Raw genomic sequence first — 19,345 nt, 5'->3', positions numbered from 1 at the left:
CGCCTGACACCGGCTGGCCAATCTTTGCCCGCTTGACCCGGGATATACAGCCAAACGGTCCACAGTTTGCTATCTTGGCGGCCATCACTCGCGTTTAGAGCAATCAACACCCATGAGCATTATTTTGGGCATCGATCCGGGTTCGCGGATCACCGGATACGGGGTTATCCGGGTCGTGGGCGGCAAGGCCGAATACTTGGGCTCTGGCTGCATCCGCACCGATTGCGGCGAGCTGCCGGAGCGCCTCAAGCAGGTCTATGACGGGGTATGCGAGATCATTACCCAGTTCAAGCCCACCGAGTTTGCCATCGAGCGGGTCTTTATGGCCCGCAACGCCGACTCGGCCCTGAAACTGGGGCAGGCCCGGGGCAGCGCCATCGTCGCCGCGGTCAACGCCTATCTGCCGGTGAGCGAATACTCTGCCACCCAGATCAAGCAGGCGGTGGTCGGCACTGGCGGCGCCGCCAAGGAGCAGGTGCAGCATATGGTGACCCATCTGCTGAAACTCTCCGCCACCCCGCAGGCGGATGCAGCAGATGCCCTCGGCGTCGCGCTCTGCCACCTGCACACCCGCCAGAGCCTGATCAAGATGGCCGGCCGTGCCAGCAGCTCGGTACGTGGCCGCTATCGCTGAGCCCTTATGTCGCCCACGGCTCATCTCGGTATCGCTAAATAAAAAACCGCCCCGGATCTCCGGGGCGGTTTTTTATATTTCCCCACATAACGGGGCCATCACTGATGGCCCCGTTTTGTTTCTCATGTTGAATGGATTTGCTCTACACCACCTTCCCCAGTGCGCCGATCAGGGCGTCGAGTCCTTGGTCAACCTTCGAGCGTGGGCAACCGACGTTGAGGCGGATATAGCCTGTGCCTTCCGGGCCGTAGGTGTCGCCGCGCATGATGGCGACACGGTATTTTTCCACCAGCAAGGCTTGCAGCGCATCCATCCGCTCGGTCGTGTCGATGCCAAGGCCGTTCAAGTCAATCCAGGCGAGATAAGTTCCCTCGGGCACCCGATAGTCGATGGCGGGGAAGGCTGCGTTAAGCCGCGCCGCCACCTGGGCGAGGTTGCCGTGCAGATAGCTTTTCAGGGCATCGAGCCAGGCTCCGCCTTCCCGATAGGCGCTGATATGGGCCAGCACCCCGAGGATGGGCGGCGATGAGAGGCCGTGGGCCGCCTTGAGCCGTTGCAGATAGGCGGCCCGCGCCTCGGCGTTGGCGATAAAGGCGTAGGCGCCGCCAAGGGCCGGAATATTGAAGGATTTGGATCCAGAGCTCACCAGCGCCCAGGCATCGTCCGGCGCCACCTCGCTCCACGGCAGGTAGCGAGCAAAGCTCACATCCATATGGATGTCGTCCGAGATGACCTTGACCCCGTGACGCTGGCAGATGACGGCCATCCGGCAAAGTTCATCCCGCGTCCAGACCCGGCCAGTGGGGTTGTGGGGGCTGCAGAGCAGCAAAATCCGGCAATCGGGACGGGCTGCCTGTTGCTCGAAGCAAACCCAGTCGACCTGATAGCTCCCTTCTGCTTTTTTGAGCGGACATGGCAGCAGCACCCTGTCGTTGGCAGCCAGCATATTGCCGAAGGCATCGTAGGCGGGGGTATGCACCAGCACACCCTCCCCCGGCGCCGACCAGAGGCTCACCAGCTGGGCAATCACATAGATGACCGAGGGGCCGTAGACCAGCGCCTCTGGGTCGAGGCTCGCCCCGTAGCGGTGGGCAAACCAGTTGCTCACCGCGCCTTTGAAGTCGTCGTGATTCCAGCGGCTGTAGCCAAAAACCCCGTGCTCAAGGCGGGTTGCCAGCGTCTGGCGAATGCAGGGGGCGGTCGCGAAATCCATGTCGGAGATGGTAAAGGGGAGCAGGTCGGCATGACCAAAACGGTCGGCCACATAGTCCCACTGGGTGCAGTAGGTGCCGTGGCGGTCGACCACGCGGTCGAAGTCATAAATATCGTGCATGAAGTTTCTCCCTCCATAAACAGGAGACATATTGTGAGAGGCAAACAAGGGGGGCTTGCGCCCCCCGTTCGGTTCTTATTGGCCGGTTCAGGCCCCCATCAGGCTCTGCAGCTGGTTTTTCACCAGATGCACCTGCGGGCCAATCACCACCTGCAGGTTGTGCTCATCGAGCTTGATCACCCCGATGGCACCGTTCGCTTTCAATACCTTGTCATCGACCCGGCTCATGTCCTGCACCGACATCCGCAGGCGGGTGATGCAGTTATCGAGCGCGAGAATGTTATCGGCGCCGCCCAGGGCGTTAAGGATGATTTCACCGTTGTAACCGCTGTTGCCGGCCTTCTTGCCTGCGGGCTGGGCAGCCTCGCTGGTCTCGATTTCACGACCGGGAGTTTTCAGGTTAAAGCGCACGATGGCGAAGCGGAACACGCTGTAGTAGATGGCAAACCAGATAGCGGCCGCGACCGGCACCAGATACCACTTGGTAGCGGTGCCTTGCAGCACGCCGAACACCAGAAAATCGATGAGGTTGCCGTCAGTGTTGCCGATGGTGACGCCGAGCAGCCCCATGGTCATAAAGCCCAGACCGGTCAGGATGGCGTGAATAACGTAGAGCACCGGCGCCACGAACAGGAACAGGAACTCGAGCGGCTCGGTGATGCCCCCGATGACGCAGGCCACCACACCGGAGACCAGCAGCGCCTTGATCTTGCCGCGATTTTCCGGGCGGGCGCAGTGATACATGGCGAGCGCCGCACCCGGCAGGCCGCCGAGGAAGGCAGGCATCTTGCCCTGAGAGAGGAAGGAGGTGGCAGAGACCGAGAAGCCGGAAGTGTCGGCGCAGGAGAGCTCGGCGTAGAAGATATTGAGGGCGCCGCTCACCTCGTGACCGCATACCAGCTGGGTGCCGCCCGCTTCGGTAAAGCGGATCAACGCCACCAGAATGTGGTGCAGGCCGAGCGGTAGCAGCAGACGCTCACCGGTACCGAACAGGAAGGGGCCGAAGGGACCAGCGTGGGAGATGAGCGCCCCGATACCGTTGATACCGGCCGCAAACCAGGGCCAGACGAACGGCACAACCAGACCGACGACACCCAGCACCAGCGCAGTGATGATGGGCACGAAGCGGGCACCGCCGAAGAAGGCGAGCGCATCGGGCATCTTGTAGGTGTAGAAACGGGCGTGCAGCTTCGCGACGATCACCCCGACGATGATAGCCCCCAGAATCCCGGTGTCGATGGAGCTGATGCCGAGGATTGATTTCACTCCGTAGGCCTTCTCCGCCGCTGCGTCACCGATGACGTTGGCCACGGTCAGGTAGAAGTTGATGGAGAGGTTGAGCGCCGCATAGCCGACGAAACCGGCAAAGGCCGCGACCCCCTTCTCTTCTCGCGCCAGCCCGAGCGGAATGGCCACCGCAAACATCACCGGCAGGTAGATAAAGGCCACCAGCCCCACCTTGGTCATCCAGAGGAACAGCAGTTGCAGCACGGTATTGTCGAGGAAGGGCATGCTCTGCTTGACCGCATCGCTGGTGAGCGAGCTGCCGACACCGAGCAGGATGCCCGAGAAGGCCAGCAGGGCGACCGGCAACATAAAGGTCTTGCCGAGGCTCTGCAGGAACTCCCAGATGGTGGATTTGGCTTGAGGCTTGGCCATGAAACGGCTCCTTGTGAATAGACAGCAATATCTGCGGCTGCCCTCCCCCGCTCGAGGCAATCTCGAAGCAAAAGGCGCGGGTCAGCATCAGGTTTTGCCGAATGATAAAACGTTTTATCAATTTACAAGTGCCGACAGGATCACAGAATAAGGGGGCTGGCTGTCAGCAGGATCCAAATTTGTGAGCCGGATCGGCCCAATGGTGATGTAACGTTTCACTTGAGCATCTGAGCAGGTATGCTGGGGCCTCGCTTTCAACTGTCCGTCGTCCGTTCGCCCTATGTCGCCCAAATCCCTCTCTGCCAAAGCAACCAAGATCACCGATGTCGCCCAGCGGGCGGGAGTGTCGGTCACCACCGTCTCCATGGTGCTCAACGGCAAGGGGCGCATCTCGCCGGCCACCGCCGAGCGGGTGCAACAGGCGATAAAAGAGCTCGACTACGTGCCCAACAGCGCCGCCGCCAACCTGCGCAGCCAGCAATCCAATCTGGTGGGGCTGATCCTGCGCGACATCACCGACCCCTTCTATACCGAGGTGACCGCCGGGGTGAGCGAGGTGCTGGAGCAGCAGGGCTATCTGCTGTTTCTGACCCAGTGCGGCCACAGCCCGGAGCGGCTGCAGCAGAGCATCCACTCCCTGTCACGGCAGGGGGTAGCGGGCATCATCTTCAATCCGGTGCGCGGCGCGGCGGCCAAAACCCTGGAGACCCTGCTCGATTCCGAGCTGCCGGTGGTGTGCGCCGCCCGCTCCTACTATCGCGATGACGTGGACTTTATCGGCCCCGACAACACCCACGCCGCCAAGCAGGCCACCACCTATCTTATCGAGCAGGGCCACCGCCATATCGCCTACGTCGGCGGGCGGGCCGACTCCCTCACCCGCGCCGAGCGGATCGGCGGCTACTGCGCCAGCCTGCTGCAATATGGCCTGCCCTTCAAACCGGAGTGGGTACTGGAGTGCGAGCGCACCCAGCGCAGCGCCGCCGACACCATCGCCCAGCTGCTGCACCAGCACCCCAAGGTGACCGCCGTGCTCTGCCACTACCCCGAGGTGGCGCTCGGTGCCATCTATGGCGTCGAGGCGAGCGGCCGCACCGTGGGCAAGGACAACTACATCGGCCAGCAGGTGGCTCTGCTCGGTTTTGACGATGTGGCGGAGGCCGAACTCACCTCCCCCGCTCTCACCTTCGTCAGCTCACCGGCCCGCGAAATCGGCCGTCAGGCGGCAAAACGACTGCTGACCCGAATGCAGCAGCCCGAGCTCGCCCCCAACCGCCATATCATCACCCCCAATCTGCAAAAGCGGGAGTCGGCTTGAGCTGGCAAGGCTGACCCATCTGCAGCAACCCGAGCTCGCCCCACCCGCCATATCATCACCGCTCACCAGCAAACCGCAGAAGCGGGAACCGGCCTGAGGCGCACGGTTGCAACGCGCGGGCAAGGGGCTATCGAGGTCAAGTAGTAAAGAAGGGGCGCAAAACGTGAGCCTGCTCACTGCGCTGGCAAGGAAAGATTGAGAGCCAAGTGGAGAGGAATATGATGGGCACCCACTCTCTTCACGAGCCCCTTTATGAGCAACCCGCACGACCAGAACCCGCCAACTGAAATCCATCGCTGTGACAAATGCAGGGAGCGCACCCGCCATATCGTGGTATTGGTGCCACGGGATCATAGCCAGGATGTGATGCCCAAAGACCCGCGCAAAGCCTTCTGGCAAGCCTTTCGTTCCAGCAGCCTGACCAATGCGGTCTTCGGCCAGACCCTCGCCTATCAGGCCACCCATGTAAAACATCTTATCTGCGAACGCTGCGGGGAGACGTTTCTGGAGTATTGAGTGTCTGTTTCCTCCAGCAAGGGGGCGAAGTGCTGCCTGCGGTCACTGTGCCAAGTGGGCGGATAGCTGCCGCTTAATAAGTAATTAATTGATATTTTGCAGGTTTTCGCTCAACCACGGTTTTACGCTGCCCCGCTCTCGACTAACATGCTCCACTTGGCAACCACTCTTGCAGAGATAACCCTGTGCAGCCGTTTCGCCATCCACCACATCGCCGGATAACCGCAGCAGGCTGGAGGCTGTAATCCACGGGCGGTAGCGTGAGTGTGCCCTCCTTCTCCTGCATTGGATTGCTCAATATAGTGGCGATCTGAGCGCAAAAAATGACTCTGCTATAACGGGATATCCCGCTTATATTCTCTATCCAGAATGTTGATGGCTTTAATAACGGTTATGTTTACAACCATTTTCTGCGACGGTTAAAGTCGATATAAGGAGCTGGATAATAATAAAAATTAAAAATCATATATCTTACCAAAAATCCCGATCACCACCCTCAATTTACACTTACAATACATTAACGCACAGATAAAATGAAAATAACAAAGATTACGATTAACTCAATTAGAAGATTAAATGTAAACATTAATAACTCTCTTGAGGAACTGTGTTTTGGCGAGAAAATAAACATATTAATTGGTGAAAATGGTTCAGGAAAATCCACGATAATTGATATGATACATAGTTTAAAAAAAATGAGTGTCATATCAAGTTTACCAAAAGAAAACCCATTATCTAGAACATCTCCATATTTTAAGGTAGAATTCAGTGATGGTAGCAAAATATCTATTCTTTACCACCCAGCCCCACATCCGGCTGACCCATTAAAATATGTTCACTGCGACATAATCAAAAATAATAAAAAATTATTTTCCTCCAATATATCAAAATTTCAAGTAGATATAAACGAAGATCTTTTAAAAGAAATATCACTTGGTATGGATGACATTATTTATTATAAAAATACATCTCCACCAGAAATAACAAACCCAGATGAGGCATATATTAACGAGCTGAACCTTATAAATGAAAAGCTAAATGGATATTATGATAGAGCATCTGATGATGAATTCACACCTGTGAATACAAACAACATTATTCTAAGTAATGATGGGCTTGTTGAGGCATGGTTAAAAGAAGATGTTGACATGCCAAACATCATTCCCGTCTCTTGGCTACCTTTTGGTTGGAGAAAATATGCGGAAATTACGTCATACATCCAAAAATTGAAAAGAGGTAGTATATGCCTATTAGAAGAGCCAGAAATACATTTACATCCAAGACTACAAAGATTGTTGATTGATAGAATCAATACAATATGCAATGAAAATGATATTCAAATTTTTATTTCAACTCATTCACCGACGCTGATCAATGTTGATACAAAAGATAACTTGTCTATATTTCATGCAAGAGGTGGGGCAATTCGAGCATTAAAACATGAACGTATATTACTAGCTGAGTTAGGATATAGACCATCAGATATATTCCAATCAAACTGCATAATATGGGTTGAAGGCCCATCAGATAGAATCTATATAAAGCATTGGATAGAGTGCATTGACAATCGTTTGATTGAAGGGAGTGATTATAGCTTTCTATATTATGGCGGAAAGAACCTGAGCCACTTCGATATTAATGAGTCTGAAAGCAATGATTTCATTTCAATATTAAAAATCAATCCAAACTCTTTTATAATTATGGATAGTGATTTTAAGAGTTCGGATGACCAGTTAAATGACACCAAATTAAGAATTATATCTGAGTGTAAGAAATCATCTATAAGACATTGGGTAACTGATGGTAGGGAAATTGAAAATTATCTAAATCCATTACATTTAAAACATGCCATATCAAGTGTACATAAAAGTTTCACATCTCATACTGAGGAAGGAATGTGGGCTAATCTAATGAAATACAAGACTGGTGATAATCAGCGACTTGCGAACAAGGTCAAAGTTGCAAAAAAATACATATCAAGTGTAGTTCTAAATATATCTATTGAGCACCCATCCCTGATACCTAAAATAAAAGAACTATGTGATTTCATTATTAGCTCAAGATATTCATGATTTCATGTCGCTATATTATTAATTTAGGGGCATTATATAGCTAATTGCATTCGAATGCCCGCATAATGAAGTCTACCTTCCAGCCTTTATATATTCTGTTACCGAGCAAGCTGTGCAATTCACTTCGTTCATTGCAGCCTACGGATGCAGAGTATTTTGTCGCCATCTCGCAAGAGAGCAAATATCAGCGGTTTTACAGTGAATCAGATTGTGACCCGGATAAATATCCAGACTGTTTATTGAACAGGCGAATGAGCCCCCTCGCACCGCCTATCAATTGGTCATCGAGTACAAGGCAAACAGGGGATTTATTGGTACAGTTTACCTGCGTCTTGAAGCGGATAATCAGGCATCGATGGGATGTGGTATGGCCCGAGAATATCAGAGGAATGGACTCATACATGAAGCCGCCCACGCCTTGATGAACCTTGGTTTTCGCGAATTGGGCGTACACCAGATCTATGCAGAAACCATCAGCCAGAATCGCCCTGCGATTCGGTTATGCAAGGCGTTGGGTATGAGACAAGAGGCCCATTTTCACGAACATCGTTTCTTCAAAGATCAGTAGTGGGATACCGTGGTGTTGGCCATCCTTCAGAGCGAGTGGCAACCGATATAGTCACCAGCCAATTGGGTATTTGAAGAGCACTCATAGATGAAACGAATACTGATTATTGGCAACTCGGGATCGGGCAAGAGCTGGTTGGCGGCTCGATTGGCTGAGGGGTTAACTATCCGCGAGGTCAATCTCGATACCATCGTCTGGCAACCGGGCGGGTTTAACAAAAAACGGCCCCAGCATGAGATTGACCATGCCATTCAAACACTTGCTCAAGAGCCATCATGGGTGGTCGAAGGGGTATTTGGTGCCCTGGCCGAGCAACTGCTTGATGCCGCTGATACCCTGCTCTTTCTGGATCTCGACTGGTCGGTATGCCGTGATTCACTGCTATCGCGCGGATCACAAAGTGCCAGGCAACGGGATGCAGTGGCAGCGGAAAAGAACTTTCAACAACTGCTGGTGTGGGCATCGGAATATGGGCAGCGAGCTGGCAAAAGCTCCCGCCACTTCCATCGCGAGCTGTTTGATCGATTCCCAAACGACAAGCACCATTTCACGACTCGTGAAGCGGTAAATAGCTATCTCACTCAACTGACCGTTAACAGCTACCAGGAAACTTGATGGAGCAATACAAACAGACTCCAAAACCTGACCATATGTTTTTCAGAAAATTTATATCCTATCTGGCTATTACCATGCCTATCGGCCTGATCCCGGAATTTATTCGGCAGGACTTTCATCTGGATTTGCTCTCATGGCAGGAGGGCGGCCGCCTCACTCTGATCATGATTGGCGTCGCGGCGGCAATGGCGGGAGTTGACTGGCTCGTGCATCGCTATCGAACCAAACGACAGCAGCCAAAGGGCCCGGTTGGACCAAACAGGTAAGGGAAGATCGGGCTGCCAAAGATATGGCAGCCCCGTGCCATCAGGAGAGCATGCTTCTTAGCATCCAGGCGGTTTTTTCATGAATATCGATGCGCTGGGTCAGCACATCGGCGGTGGGCTGGTCATTGACGGCATCGACCAGATCGAACAGTTTTCTGGCGGTTCTCGCCGTGGCTTCTTGCGCCAACACCAGATGTTTGAGCATTTCACTGGCACAGGGCACCCCTTCGACCTCCTCAATGGAGGAGAGACGGACAAACTCCTTATATGTGCCGGGAGCGGGAAAGCCCAATGCGCGGATCCGCTCGGCGATAACATCCAGCGCATTCCACTGCTCGGTGTATTGATCCATAAACATATTGTGCAGGCTGTTGAACTGCGGGCCAGTTACGTTCCAGTGAAAATTGTGGGTCATCAAATAAAGGGTGTAACTATCGGCAAGCAGTGCCGACAATCCATCTGCAATTTTCTTGCGATCGGCGGCTGAAATACCGATATCCATTTCTGGTAAAACCACACTCTCTTTTTTCATCACGCTAACTCCTGTTATTGGCTTTCGGCTTGATAAATTTGGCCGATGCTTTTGCAACAATCATCCCGCCGACCGACGCTACGGCATTCAGACGATAGATACCGTGACGCTGGTCGACTATTCTGGCCGAGAGCGCTACTTTGCTGCCGATATCGATGGGAGCAATAAAACGAACGGTCAGCTCCGCTGTTAATCCTCTTATTCCCCGTTGCAGCAACGCATGTGTCATCACCGCATCGAGCAGGGTGCTGGTCATGCCGCCATGCAAAATATCGCTGTAACCCTGATGGCGCTGGTCGGCAATAAACAGCCCTTCCGTCGTCCCTTCCTCCCCCTGATAAAAGCGAATTCCCAGTGAATCCGGGTTATGAGTGCCGCACACCATGCAACGGGCGTGGGACATCATGGTCTGTTGATAGTTCTCTGATTGATATTCATCCACTTGATCTGTTCACTCGCTATTTGGTCACTCGCATGTTGAGAACAGAGTGCCAGGAGAGCAGCTCTTCGATGGCGGCATGTGCCTGGGTGCCATAGATGATGGAGGGGCCGCCTCCCATCAATACCGCGACATCCACGGTGGCAATGAGTTCCGCTCGCGAAGCACCGGCCTTCACGGCCCCGGCAACATGGGCGGCAATGCAGCCATCGCAGCGGGAAGCAATACCAATACCGAGGGCGATCATTTCCCGATATTTCAACGCCAGCGCCTCGTCCTCTTTCATAACGGCTTTGTGCAGCGCAATAAACGCATTCATGGTATCCGGGCTGCTCTTGCGATAAGCAGAGCCAAGCTGGTGTTGTTCTTTATTGATATCTCGATAATTTTTCATCACGTTATTTCTCCGGTGTGAAAATCTCACCTTTATAGAATGACTGCACTGTCATGCTGATTAACCAGATGATCAATACAATCAGGGCACACACCACTATTTTGGCCAGATAAAATGGAATGATATTCCCGGTTGCGTCGGCAAACATGGCCGAGGCTGCGGAAAATGCCGCCAGTGGAAATGAGTACGCCCACGAAGAGAGAAAAAATTTCAGTTTCAAAAAAGTGAGGGTGTTGTACATCAGCAAGATAAATACAAACAGCGCAAAATAATAAATGACATGGGCAAACAGGTCGCTGGAGCTGGCTATTTCGCTATACGAGATAAATCCGATGGAAGGTGGTGCCAGCAGAATAAACATGGTGGGCATCAGCTTCTCGGGCAGGCTCTCATGAAAGAACAGCCGATAGAGCACTATGGTCAGCAGAGAGAACCAGAAAATAAGGCCAATGCTGAAGAAGAACAGGCTGATCTCGTGAAAGCCAAGCGGCATGCCACCCAGGGGCACCACGATATTGCCGACAATCGGTATAAACCATGCCGGGTTGGTGTGGGTGATTGTGAAATGGTCGCGATGGATCCAGTTGCTCATGATGTAGAGGGTGAAGAGCAGCTGCAAGCTGGCTCCCACCGACCAGAGGGCCAGCGCTGCATCATGCCAGCTGGCCCAGTAGGCGGATTGCAGCAGCAAGCTGATTGAGATGGTCGGGAAGAAATTGATCCTGACCGGGTGTTTCAGCTCATGCCGGAACTCGTCATTGTGTCTGAGGATTTTCCAGCCATACATCGCCAGAAACGTCACAAGTAGCAGGGATGACAAGACCCCGAACAGGAACCCTGCCGACTGCAACAGCAGCAGATCCGGAAATGCCTTGCGACAGGCAATCGCCGCCCCCGTCAGCCCCATGATGATTGAAAACAGTGTGACAGGCATATGTGCAATCTTGGTTATGGAGGGGATTTGCTTACCCTCTTGATTCAGGTTTTCCATCAACGTTCCCCTCCAGTTCGGCCTAGCGGTTGTGCTTACTCTTCACAACATTTTTTGTGGTTGCGCTGACGGTTACCCTGACAGCCCTGCTGTTGTCCGGAGGCTGACTTGCAGCCCCCCCCTTTGCCAAGGCGGCCACGGGGAGCGCATTGACGGCTTCCCTTGCCGTGATGGCCAGCCCCCTCGGCGCAGCGCGATGCACTGCCTTGTTCAGCGGATGTCAGCTCGGTCAGATTGCCCGACTCATTGCTCAGCATGTCGGCCATAGCGAGACGCCCCTGACTGCCCTGATAGACGGCAAGCCCACTGCCCAGCAGCTTGCCAAGCATCTTGCTACCAATATTTTTCAACACGATACGACGGGCCCCCTGCGCCTGAAGCAGCTCCGCCAACGCACTTTTGCACTCGTTGCCTGCCACCGGGTTGGCGATTTCTGCCAGGGTGCTCCCCTGTTCATCTACGAATACAAAGCGCTCTGCCTTGGCAAAATGTCCTGCGATATGGTCGTCATTCATCGGAATGGCTGTGATGATGGTCATTTGACCTCCTGCTATCACTGTTGATATTCCGGCCCTGCCCCTTGCCACTCTGCATTCGTCCCCTTGTTCAGGATCTTCCCGCAGGCTTGCCGGTTGGCATGGCCATGTTCCCAGCCTCTTGCAGCAACCAGATGAAGAGCCGTACGCATCAACTTTTACTGGTTTAGTCACGCATCATTCGGCTCGATAAGCGTCTGATCATGATGCTGCCGTAATTGGCATATGCCATGTATACGCTCAGTTTATGGCATATGCAACAAACTATTTTTTCCAACGAAGAGGTTTAGGGACTCATTAAAGCTCGCCCTGGCATCATTCCAGTGCGCGCCAATCCGCTATCAGCGAGGACAAAAGGCAGGGGGAGAAATGGCGCATAAAAATCCTAATCCGCCCGGCGAAATGGCGACTTTTTGTGAGAAGGGTCACATCTGATGGCGCCGTTTAACCACATATAAATCCAGACCATGCTGATGATTAATTTATTGATATGGCGCATTACAAACCTGATGGCGAGCCTGGCATCAATACATTTATCTGTTTTTAAAGAAAAAATGGATGGCAGACTGAAAATGGCGAGTCCTGCCTGAAAACGGGATCTTCATCACATCGCGTTTTGCTTCGCACAAAAATCCAGTGATTAGCACATTTGTCCGATAGGGAGGGGGCAGGCGAGCCGCGATAATGATCAGGTCATTTTTATCCAGTACGTCGATACGTACTCACGCATAGCTTCCGTCACCGGAAGCGGGGAGAGCGCCATGATAACCACCTTGATCAATGAACATCTGATCAACCTCGATTTGAAAGCGACGCGTAAGGAAGAAGTCTTCACCGAGATGGCCCGCCTGCTGGCGTCGCAAGGCAAGGTCAGCGACGAGCAGGCCTTTATCAAGGCTCTGTGGGCCCGTGAAGAGCTGGGCAACACCGGCTTTGAAGAGGGCGTGGCCCTGCCCCACGCCAAGAGTGCGGCGGTATGCAACCCGGCGGTCGCCATCGGCATCAGCCGCAACGGCATCGAGTACGGCGCCGAAGATGGCAAGCCGTCCCATATTTTCTTTATGATCGCCTCCCCCGATGGCGGCGCCAACCACCATATCGAGGTGCTGGCCGAGCTCTCCGGCAAGCTGATCGAAGAGGGCTTTATCGCCAAGCTGCTGGCGGCCAACACCCCGGCCGATGCGCTGGCACTGCTGCTGGCCAAGAAAGAGGAAGCGGCTGCCGCACCTGCGGCCAACAAGGGGCTGATCATCGGTGTCACCGGCTGCCCGGCCGGTATCGCCCACACCTATCTGGCGGCCGAGTCGCTGGAGCGCGCCGCCAAGGAGCTCGGTTATGAGGTGAAGGTGGAGACCAACGGCTCCATCGGCGTCAAGAACAGCCCGACCGCGGACGAGATCGCTCGCGCCACCGCCATCGTGGTGGCCTGTGACAAGCAGGTGGACATGGCCCGCTTCGCTGGCAAGCCGCTCATCAAAACCGGCGTCAAGGCCCCCATCAAGGATGGCAAGGGTCTGATCGAGCAAGCCCTGAAAGCCCCCGCCTACGTGGCTGGCAAAGAGGATAAAAAAGGTGAAGAAAAGAGCGCGGGTGGCAGTTCCGATCTCTATCGCTACCTGATGAACGGTGTATCGCACATGATCCCGTTCGTGGTGACCGGCGGTCTGTTGATTGCGCTGGCACTGGCCATCGGCGGCAACCCGACCCCGAGCGGCATGCAGATCCCGGAAGGGAGCATGTGGAACCAGATCCTCAACGTGGGCGTGGCCGCCTTCACCCTGATGATCCCCATTCTGGCGGGCTATATCGCCTACGCCATCGGTGACCGTCCGGCACTGGCACCGGGCTTTATCGGCGGCTGGATCGCCAACAACGGCAGCTTCTACGGCGCTGACGCCGGTACCGGCTTTATCGGTGCCATCATTGCGGGCCTGTTGGTCGGCTATCTGGTGCGCTGGATTGCCACCCGTCAGTACCACAAGATGGTGCAACCGCTGGTGCCGATCCTGATCGCCCCCATCGTCGGGTCGCTCTTTATCGCTGCGGTATTCATCTTCATCATCGGCGCCCCGATTGCCGACATGATGACCGGCCTCAACGCCATGCTGCTCTCCATGAGCGGTGGCAGTCTGGTGCTGCTGGGTATCGTGCTGGGTGGTATGGCCGGCTTTGATATGGGTGGCCCGGTCAACAAGGTGGCGTTCCTGTTCTCGGTCGGCATGATCGCATCCGGTCAGACCCAGTTCATGGGTGCCATGGCCTGCGCCATCCCGGCTGCGCCCCTTGGCATGTCGCTGGCGACCGTGCTCGGTCGCAAGCTCGGCATCTTTGACGAGTCTGAAATCGAAGCGGGCAAAGCCGCCGGCGCCATGGGTCTGGTGGGGATCTCCGAAGGGGCGATTCCATTTGCCGCCCGTGATCCGCTGGCCGTTATCCCGGCCAACATTCTGGGCAGCATGACCGCAGCTGTGATGGCCTTCCTGTTTGGCATCACCAACAGCGTTGCCCACGGTGGCCCCATCGTGGCCCTGCTGGGTGCGGTCAACAAGCCCCTGCTGGCCCTGCTCTGCATGATCTGCGGTGCCATCGTCACCGGAGTGGTGGCGGTTGCCCTGAAAAAACTGCGGGTCAAAAAGAGTGATGAGGTAACTCTGGCCAAGGCGGCCTGAGTCCCCCCTCACCATCGAGGCTCCTAGAGCATAAAAAGAGGCCACCCCACGGGGTGGCCTCTTGTTTTTGGGATGGCAGGCGGGCCGTATTTCCCAATATCGCCCCCGAGAAATAGTGGTCGATAAGCACTCTTCCTCGTCGCTCCCCTTTCCTTTCCCTGGCTCCCTTCTGGCCTCTCCCCTCCTCAACCCAGCACTCGCACAGAGCGCCAAACTGGCTGAAATGGCAGCAATCCGGCGTCAGCGGTGTGATGTTTCTCACGCTTTGTCCGCGAAAGCGCAAAAACTAGGAAAATTTCCTAGCCCCACTAGGGATGGCTCTCAAGCCATTTTTTGCCCCTCTTATTAGAGTCACCTCACCTGATGTCGTGACCCGCACCGCGATGGGCAATGCGCCCCGTTATCCCGTGCCGGGCCCGGGTTTATATGGATGGAGCGTCGAGCGCAGCAACGGCTGACAGCCCTGACGTCCCGTTCCCCCTTCCGTGGCGTGACCTCGAACAACCTATCTACAAATGAGGGGCGCGGCGGAAATACCGTCTATCTCGCAGAGGATGAACGAAGATGTTGAAATTGCTCCAACAGGTCCGGGTCCCCACCCTCGACCTGCCGGTCGAAGCCCGGCGCAAGCTCTGGTTCAAGCCGTTTATGCAATCTTATCTGGTTGTATTTATTGGCTATTTGACCATGTATCTGATCCGCAAGAACTTCAACATTGCGCAAAATGACATGATCCAGGAGTACGGTCTCTCCATGACCGAGCTTGGCATGATCGGCCTTGGCTTCTCCATCACCTACGGGGTGGGCAAGACCATCGTCTCCTACTACGCCGATGGCAAGAACACCAAGCAGTTCCTGCCGTTGATGCTGATCCTCTCCGCGCTCTGCATGCTGGGCTTCAGTGCCAGCATGGGCGGCACAGGTTTCAGCCTCTACTTCATGATCTTCTTCTACGCCCTGAGCGGATTCTTCCAGAGCTGTGGCGGTTCGTGCAGCTACTCCACCATCACCAAGTGGACCCCTCGCAACAAGCGCGGCACCTATCTGGGTATGTGGAACCTCTCCCACAACGTGGGCGGTGCCGGTGCGGCCGGTGTGGCGCTGTTCGGTGCCAACTACCTGTTCGATGGCAACGTGCTCGGCATGTTTATCTTCCCCTCCATCATCGCGCTGATCGTCGGCTTTATCGGCCTGCGCTTTGGTAGCGATTCGCCGGAAGCCTATGGCCTTGGCAAGGTGGAAGAGCTGTTTGACGAAGTGGCGAGCGAAGAGGATATCGCTACCGAAGAGCAGAAGCTGACCAAGTGGCAGATCTTCGTGAAGTACGTGCTGCTCAACAAGGTGATCTGGCTGCTCTGCTTTGCCAACATCTTCCTCTACGTGGTGCGTATCGGTATCGACCAGTGGTCCACCGTCTATGCCCACCAAGAGCTGGGCTTCTCCAAAGACGTGGCCATTCAGGGTTTTACCTTCTTCGAAGTGGGCGCTCTGGTCGGCACCCTGATGTGGGGTTACCTCTCCGATCTGGCCAATGGCCGTCGTGGTCTGGTTGCCTGCGTGGCGCTGGCGCTGATCATCGCCACCCTGGGTCTCTACCAGCATGCGACCACCCAGTTTATGTTCCTGGGCTCCCTGTTCACCCTGGGCTTCCTGGTGTTTGGTCCGCAACTGCTGATCGGCGTCGCCGCCGTGGGCTTCGTCCCCAAGCAGGGCATCAGCGTGGCCGATGGCGTCAAGGGCACCTTCGCTTACCTGATTGGTGACAGCTTCGCCAAACTGGGTCTGGGCATGATCGCCGATGGCACCCCCATCTTCGGTCTGACCGGCTGGACCGGCACCTTCGCGGCGCTGGATATCGCAGCCGCCGCCTGTCTGGTGCTGATGGGCTGTGTCGCGGTCGCCGAGGAGCGCAAGATCCGCCGCATCAAGCGCGAACTGAAAGCCGCCGAGCTGGCTGCCCAGACCGCCTGATAGCCATCACAACAGACGCAGATTGTTCAGGGCCACCCACAGGGGTGGCCCTTGTTGTTTGGGGCAACCAGACATCCGACTGGCCCGGCATGAGCCTGCATTGCCGTTCAAGGGACGGGCATATCCCCATCAAGATCCCACTTTTCATATGGACTTTTGGTAAAAGCCCCCCGCTGGCGCTATCTTGTTGCTCCCCTTGCCAGCATCACAGAGAGCAGATGAAGATCGTCGCCGTCACCGCTTGCCCGACCGGTATCGCCCATACCTATATGGCTGCCGATGCCCTGCAAAAAGCCGCCACAGGGCTGGGACTCAAGATCAAGGTCGAGACACAGGGCGCCATGGGCATGGAGAACATGCTGACCGCCCGCGATATTGCCAGCGCCGACCTGGTGTTGATTGCTTCCGATATCGAGATTGAGCAGAAAGAGCGCTTCCTCGGCTGCACCATCCATCAGGTGAGACTGGAAACCGTGCTGCTGGATGCCAACGCCGTACTCAAGGCCCTGCCGATCCCGGCCTGATGCTGACCCGCGAAATCACCTTCTACTGCCAGCAGGGGTTGAGCATCACCCAGGCCAAGCAGTTGAACCGGCTGGCGGGGATGTTCAAATCCACCATCCGCTGTGCCAACCTCACCCGGCGCCAGACCGTTGCCGCCAGCAACCAGCTCTCCCTGTTGACCCTCGCCACCCAGCCCGGCGATCTCTGCCAGTTGCAGATCGAAGGATGCGATGCCGAGCTCGCCCACATGGCCTTCACCTGCTGGTGCGGGGAGCTGGGTCAACCGCTGGTGCGCCCGCGCACCGCCGCGCTGGCGGAGTTGCGACTGGCCAACGCCCTGCCCGACTACCATTTTGCCCTGCGCCAGCTGGCCCACAGCCCCGAACCGCTGACCAAGGCCGAAGCGCTCGAGCATCTGATCGATCTGCTGCCCGCCGAGCTGATCACCGACCGCGCCACACTGACCGCCGCGGTGGAGCGGCGCGAGCAGGTCTCGGCCACCATCATCCGCCCCGGCCTTGCCATGCCCCATGTATTGAGCGAAGGGATCAGCCAGCCAGCGCTGACCCTGCTTAGCTGCAAAGAGCCCATAGAATGGGGCTCTCAGATAGGGCCGGTACAGACCATTATTCTGCTGGCGGTGCCGGTTGGTAGCGGACGGGAGACCCTGCGCCCCCTTACCCGACTGGCGCAGGCGATGATCGACGATGTGGTCAGCCACGCCCTGCTGTTGGCGGGCTCGGCCCCCGCCCGTCAGGCTATCGTGATCGAGAGCCTGCTGAGCTAGGCGAATTGGCTCTGGGCGCTTCTTGCTGTAACGCCAGCCATTCATCCAGCCCTCAGCACCCTGTGGTACACTCGCTGCCATCGTCTGTCTGAAGTGTGTATCCGATGAAATCTCCCCGCTCCCGTCTCTCTGTCAACCGTACGCCGCGCGATAACGCCCCGCGCACGACTACCAAACCAGCCGCACCCCGCCATGTTTCCCCCCGCAAACCGGAGCTGGCCCCAGAGGATCGCAAATTGCTCCTGCTGAACAAGCCCTATATGGTGCTCTGCCAGTTCACCGACGAGGCGGGCCGGGAGACCCTCAAGGATTACATCAAAGAGCCCGGCATCTACGCCGCAGGGCGGCTCGATCGCGACAGCGAGGGGCTGCTGCTGCTCACCAACGATGGCAAGCTGCAGGCGCGCCTCACCCAACCGGGGGAGAAGACCCCCAAGACCTACTGGGTGCAGGTGGAAGGGATCCCGAGCGAAGAGAAACTGGCCGCCCTGCGCGCCGGCGTGGAGCTCAACGACGGCATGACCCTGCCCGCCGGAGCGCGCATCATGGATGAACCTGCGGTGTGGCCGCGCAATCCGCCCATTCGCGAGCGCAAGGAGATCCCCACCAGCTGGCTGGAGATCAAGATCATCGAGGGGCGCAACCGGCAGGTGCGGCGAATGACCGCCCATATCGGCCACCCCACCCTGCGCCTTATTCGCTACGCCATCGGTGACTGGACCCTCGATGGTCTGGCACCCGGCGAGAGCCGCAGCCTGCCCGCCCCCGAGCTGGTGCCGAGCTCCAGCAGCCGCCCGCGTCCCTCCTCATCCCGTTCAGGCGCTCATACCGCCAAACCGGCCAAACCGGCAGGGGAGGCGCCACGGCGGGCCAGCCAGCCGAGACGGGACGAGCGCCCCCGCAGCACTCACCCAACCGAGCGCGCAGCCACGAACCCGACCGGCGGCAAACCCCGCAGCAGCGGGCGAGGAACGGCACGCCGACCCGCCCGTGCGGGCAATCCCAATAGCAGCGACAAGGAGTCATGATGAACAATCAGGCAGAGCAATCGGCCACCAGCCACGCCCGCATGGAGGCGCGCCTGACTGTCGCCGCCCTGGTGCAGTGGCAGGGGCGCTTTCTGGTGGTGGAAGAGGAGATAAAAGGCCAGCGCCGTTTCAACCAACCCGCCGGCCATGTGGAGCCGGGGGAAAACCTGCTTGAAGCGGCCTGTCGTGAGCTGAAAGAGGAGACGGGGCTGACCGCCATGCCGACCGCCTGGCTTGGTACCTATCTGTTCAAACCGGCCGACAGCGAGGCCACCTATGTGCGTACCGCCATCATCTTCGACCTTGAAAAAGCGCCGGGTCAGCACCATCCAGAGGATCCTGACGGCGATGTGCTGGCTTGCCACTGGCTCACTCTGGAAGAAATAGCGGAATGCAAACCGGCCCTGCGCAGCCCCTTGGTGTGGCAGTGCATTCAGGATTATCTGGCGGGGACACGGCTGCCACTGTCGGCACTCAAGGCCTTTATCTGAGGCCATTTGACACTCTTTTTCG

The 19,345-nt window shown here is 56.3% G+C and carries 20 protein-coding genes; 13 read left to right on the top strand and 7 right to left on the bottom strand.

From position 1 onward, the window contains the following. The first annotated feature begins 112 nt into the window (after positions 1-112). Positions 113-634, top strand: coding sequence for a crossover junction endodeoxyribonuclease RuvC (gene ruvC / locus WBR25_RS06125; RefSeq protein ID WP_005334512.1), 522 nt, complete (start codon positions 113-115; stop codon positions 632-634). Between the two features lie 142 nt (positions 635-776). Here the strand turns inward: ruvC and WBR25_RS06120 are convergent, their stop codons facing one another. Both WBR25_RS06120 and malX read right to left on the bottom strand, forming a co-directional pair. Then, positions 777-1,967 (bottom strand): MalY/PatB family protein, encoded by a 1,191-nt coding sequence (locus tag WBR25_RS06120; protein ID WP_479749564.1) that lies wholly within the window; start codon positions 1,965-1,967, stop codon positions 777-779. Positions 1,968-2,054: 87 nt separating this feature from the next. Further along, a complete protein-coding gene (gene malX / locus WBR25_RS06115; RefSeq protein WP_115522584.1) occupies positions 2,055-3,626 on the bottom strand; it encodes a maltose/glucose-specific PTS transporter subunit IIBC in 1,572 nt (523 codons plus the stop codon). A 280-nt stretch (positions 3,627-3,906) separates the two neighbouring features. Here malX and WBR25_RS06110 point away from each other — a divergent pair, with 280 nt between their 5' ends. The 6 genes from WBR25_RS06110 to WBR25_RS06085 all read left to right on the top strand — a co-directional run bounded on the left by WBR25_RS06110 (position 3,907) and on the right by WBR25_RS06085 (position 8,981). After that, entirely contained in the window at positions 3,907-4,944 is a 1,038-nt protein-coding gene (locus WBR25_RS06110; protein WP_103252222.1) for a Mal regulon transcriptional regulator MalI, read from the top strand. Positions 4,945-5,196: 252 nt separating this feature from the next. Next, a complete protein-coding gene (locus WBR25_RS06105) occupies positions 5,197-5,460 on the top strand; it encodes a hypothetical protein (protein WP_042656185.1) in 264 nt (87 codons plus the stop codon). A gap of 533 nt (positions 5,461-5,993) precedes the next feature. Further along, positions 5,994-7,532, top strand: a complete 1,539-nt coding sequence (locus WBR25_RS06100) for an ATP-dependent nuclease (protein WP_479749563.1) — start codon at positions 5,994-5,996, stop codon at positions 7,530-7,532. Between the two features lie 277 nt (positions 7,533-7,809). Beyond that, positions 7,810-8,100 (top strand): GNAT family N-acetyltransferase, encoded by a 291-nt coding sequence (locus WBR25_RS06095; protein WP_235666684.1) that lies wholly within the window; start codon positions 7,810-7,812, stop codon positions 8,098-8,100. Between the two features lie 87 nt (positions 8,101-8,187). After that, complete coding sequence (locus tag WBR25_RS06090) at positions 8,188-8,715, top strand: P-loop NTPase family protein (protein ID WP_129503569.1); 528 nt, start codon at positions 8,188-8,190, stop codon at positions 8,713-8,715. Further along, positions 8,715-8,981 (top strand): hypothetical protein, encoded by a 267-nt coding sequence (locus tag WBR25_RS06085; RefSeq protein ID WP_129503568.1) that lies wholly within the window; start codon positions 8,715-8,717, stop codon positions 8,979-8,981. The genes WBR25_RS06090 and WBR25_RS06085 overlap by 1 nt, the downstream gene beginning before the upstream one ends. A gap of 40 nt (positions 8,982-9,021) precedes the next feature. Here the strand turns inward: WBR25_RS06085 and WBR25_RS06080 are convergent, their stop codons facing one another. Genes WBR25_RS06080 through WBR25_RS06060 form a run of 5 tightly spaced genes read right to left on the bottom strand, consistent with a single transcriptional unit; the run spans position 9,022 to position 11,876 of the window. Further along, positions 9,022-9,513: a Dps family protein gene (locus WBR25_RS06080; protein ID WP_005334596.1), complete on the bottom strand. Its 492-nt coding sequence runs from the start codon at positions 9,511-9,513 to the stop codon at positions 9,022-9,024. A 4-nt stretch (positions 9,514-9,517) separates the two neighbouring features. Continuing rightward, positions 9,518-9,955: a PaaI family thioesterase gene (locus WBR25_RS06075; protein WP_234784134.1), complete on the bottom strand. Its 438-nt coding sequence runs from the start codon at positions 9,953-9,955 to the stop codon at positions 9,518-9,520. A gap of 16 nt (positions 9,956-9,971) precedes the next feature. Beyond that, the gene (locus tag WBR25_RS06070; protein ID WP_267528431.1) at positions 9,972-10,346 is read right to left on the bottom strand and encodes a carboxymuconolactone decarboxylase family protein; all 375 of its coding nucleotides are present in this window, start codon (positions 10,344-10,346) and stop codon (positions 9,972-9,974) included. Between the two features lie 4 nt (positions 10,347-10,350). Further along, positions 10,351-11,337 (bottom strand): SLAC1 anion channel family protein, encoded by a 987-nt coding sequence (locus WBR25_RS06065; RefSeq protein ID WP_479749562.1) that lies wholly within the window; start codon positions 11,335-11,337, stop codon positions 10,351-10,353. Positions 11,338-11,372: 35 nt separating this feature from the next. Then, positions 11,373-11,876 carry a NifB/NifX family molybdenum-iron cluster-binding protein gene (locus WBR25_RS06060; RefSeq protein WP_479749561.1) on the bottom strand — a complete coding sequence of 168 codons (504 nt, stop codon included), beginning with the start codon at positions 11,874-11,876 and terminating at the stop codon, positions 11,373-11,375. Between the two features lie 758 nt (positions 11,877-12,634). Between WBR25_RS06060 and WBR25_RS06055 the strand changes: the two genes are divergently transcribed. The 6 genes from WBR25_RS06055 to WBR25_RS06030 all read left to right on the top strand — a co-directional run bounded on the left by WBR25_RS06055 (position 12,635) and on the right by WBR25_RS06030 (position 19,323). Next, positions 12,635-14,542, top strand: a complete 1,908-nt coding sequence (locus WBR25_RS06055) for a PTS fructose transporter subunit IIABC (protein ID WP_479749560.1) — start codon at positions 12,635-12,637, stop codon at positions 14,540-14,542. Between the two features lie 564 nt (positions 14,543-15,106). Then, positions 15,107-16,513 carry a hexose-6-phosphate:phosphate antiporter gene (gene uhpT, locus WBR25_RS06050; RefSeq protein WP_005334609.1) on the top strand — a complete coding sequence of 469 codons (1,407 nt, stop codon included), beginning with the start codon at positions 15,107-15,109 and terminating at the stop codon, positions 16,511-16,513. Between the two features lie 218 nt (positions 16,514-16,731). Continuing rightward, on the top strand, positions 16,732-17,037 hold the full coding sequence (locus tag WBR25_RS06045; protein WP_005334611.1) for a PTS fructose transporter subunit IIB: 306 nt from the start codon (positions 16,732-16,734) through the stop codon (positions 17,035-17,037). After that, the gene (locus WBR25_RS06040; protein ID WP_479749559.1) at positions 17,037-17,804 is read left to right on the top strand and encodes a PTS sugar transporter subunit IIA; all 768 of its coding nucleotides are present in this window, start codon (positions 17,037-17,039) and stop codon (positions 17,802-17,804) included. Before WBR25_RS06045 ends, WBR25_RS06040 begins: the two co-directional genes overlap by 1 nt. A 104-nt stretch (positions 17,805-17,908) precedes the next feature. Further along, positions 17,909-18,832 (top strand): 23S rRNA pseudouridine(2457) synthase RluE, encoded by a 924-nt coding sequence (rluE, locus tag WBR25_RS06035; RefSeq protein WP_479749558.1) that lies wholly within the window; start codon positions 17,909-17,911, stop codon positions 18,830-18,832. Beyond that, on the top strand, positions 18,832-19,323 hold the full coding sequence (locus WBR25_RS06030; protein WP_479749886.1) for an NUDIX hydrolase: 492 nt from the start codon (positions 18,832-18,834) through the stop codon (positions 19,321-19,323). Before rluE ends, WBR25_RS06030 begins: the two co-directional genes overlap by 1 nt. Positions 19,324-19,345 lie beyond the last annotated feature (22 nt).

This window comes from Aeromonas sp. MTB (genome assembly GCF_056632455.1).
Note: the sequence above shows the minus strand (reverse complement) of the source record. Positions and strands in the feature narration are given on the sequence as shown.

Excerpts from the sequence above, each read along its gene's own strand:
- WBR25_RS06120 (WP_479749564.1), bottom strand. The coding sequence starts at position 1,967 with ATGCACGATATTTATGACTTCGACCGCGTGGTCGACCGCCACGGCACC.
- WBR25_RS06100 (WP_479749563.1), top strand. The coding sequence starts at position 5,994 with ATGAAAATAACAAAGATTACGATTAACTCAATTAGAAGATTAAATGTA.
- uhpT (WP_005334609.1), top strand. The coding sequence starts at position 15,107 with ATGTTGAAATTGCTCCAACAGGTCCGGGTCCCCACCCTCGACCTGCCG.
- WBR25_RS06065 (WP_479749562.1), bottom strand. The coding sequence starts at position 11,337 with ATGGAAAACCTGAATCAAGAGGGTAAGCAAATCCCCTCCATAACCAAG.
- WBR25_RS06070 (WP_267528431.1), bottom strand. The coding sequence starts at position 10,346 with ATGAAAAATTATCGAGATATCAATAAAGAACAACACCAGCTTGGCTCT.
- WBR25_RS06045 (WP_005334611.1), top strand. The coding sequence starts at position 16,732 with ATGAAGATCGTCGCCGTCACCGCTTGCCCGACCGGTATCGCCCATACC.
- WBR25_RS06105 (WP_042656185.1), top strand. The coding sequence starts at position 5,197 with ATGAGCAACCCGCACGACCAGAACCCGCCAACTGAAATCCATCGCTGT.
- ruvC (WP_005334512.1), top strand. The coding sequence starts at position 113 with ATGAGCATTATTTTGGGCATCGATCCGGGTTCGCGGATCACCGGATAC.
- malX (WP_115522584.1), bottom strand. The coding sequence starts at position 3,626 with ATGGCCAAGCCTCAAGCCAAATCCACCATCTGGGAGTTCCTGCAGAGC.
- WBR25_RS06085 (WP_129503568.1), top strand. The coding sequence starts at position 8,715 with ATGGAGCAATACAAACAGACTCCAAAACCTGACCATATGTTTTTCAGA.
- WBR25_RS06060 (WP_479749561.1), bottom strand. The coding sequence starts at position 11,876 with ATGACCATCATCACAGCCATTCCGATGAATGACGACCATATCGCAGGA.
- WBR25_RS06040 (WP_479749559.1), top strand. The coding sequence starts at position 17,037 with ATGCTGACCCGCGAAATCACCTTCTACTGCCAGCAGGGGTTGAGCATC.
- WBR25_RS06090 (WP_129503569.1), top strand. The coding sequence starts at position 8,188 with ATGAAACGAATACTGATTATTGGCAACTCGGGATCGGGCAAGAGCTGG.
- rluE (WP_479749558.1), top strand. The coding sequence starts at position 17,909 with ATGAAATCTCCCCGCTCCCGTCTCTCTGTCAACCGTACGCCGCGCGAT.
- WBR25_RS06030 (WP_479749886.1), top strand. The coding sequence starts at position 18,832 with ATGAACAATCAGGCAGAGCAATCGGCCACCAGCCACGCCCGCATGGAG.
- WBR25_RS06110 (WP_103252222.1), top strand. The coding sequence starts at position 3,907 with ATGTCGCCCAAATCCCTCTCTGCCAAAGCAACCAAGATCACCGATGTC.
- WBR25_RS06055 (WP_479749560.1), top strand. The coding sequence starts at position 12,635 with ATGATAACCACCTTGATCAATGAACATCTGATCAACCTCGATTTGAAA.
- WBR25_RS06080 (WP_005334596.1), bottom strand. The coding sequence starts at position 9,513 with ATGAAAAAAGAGAGTGTGGTTTTACCAGAAATGGATATCGGTATTTCA.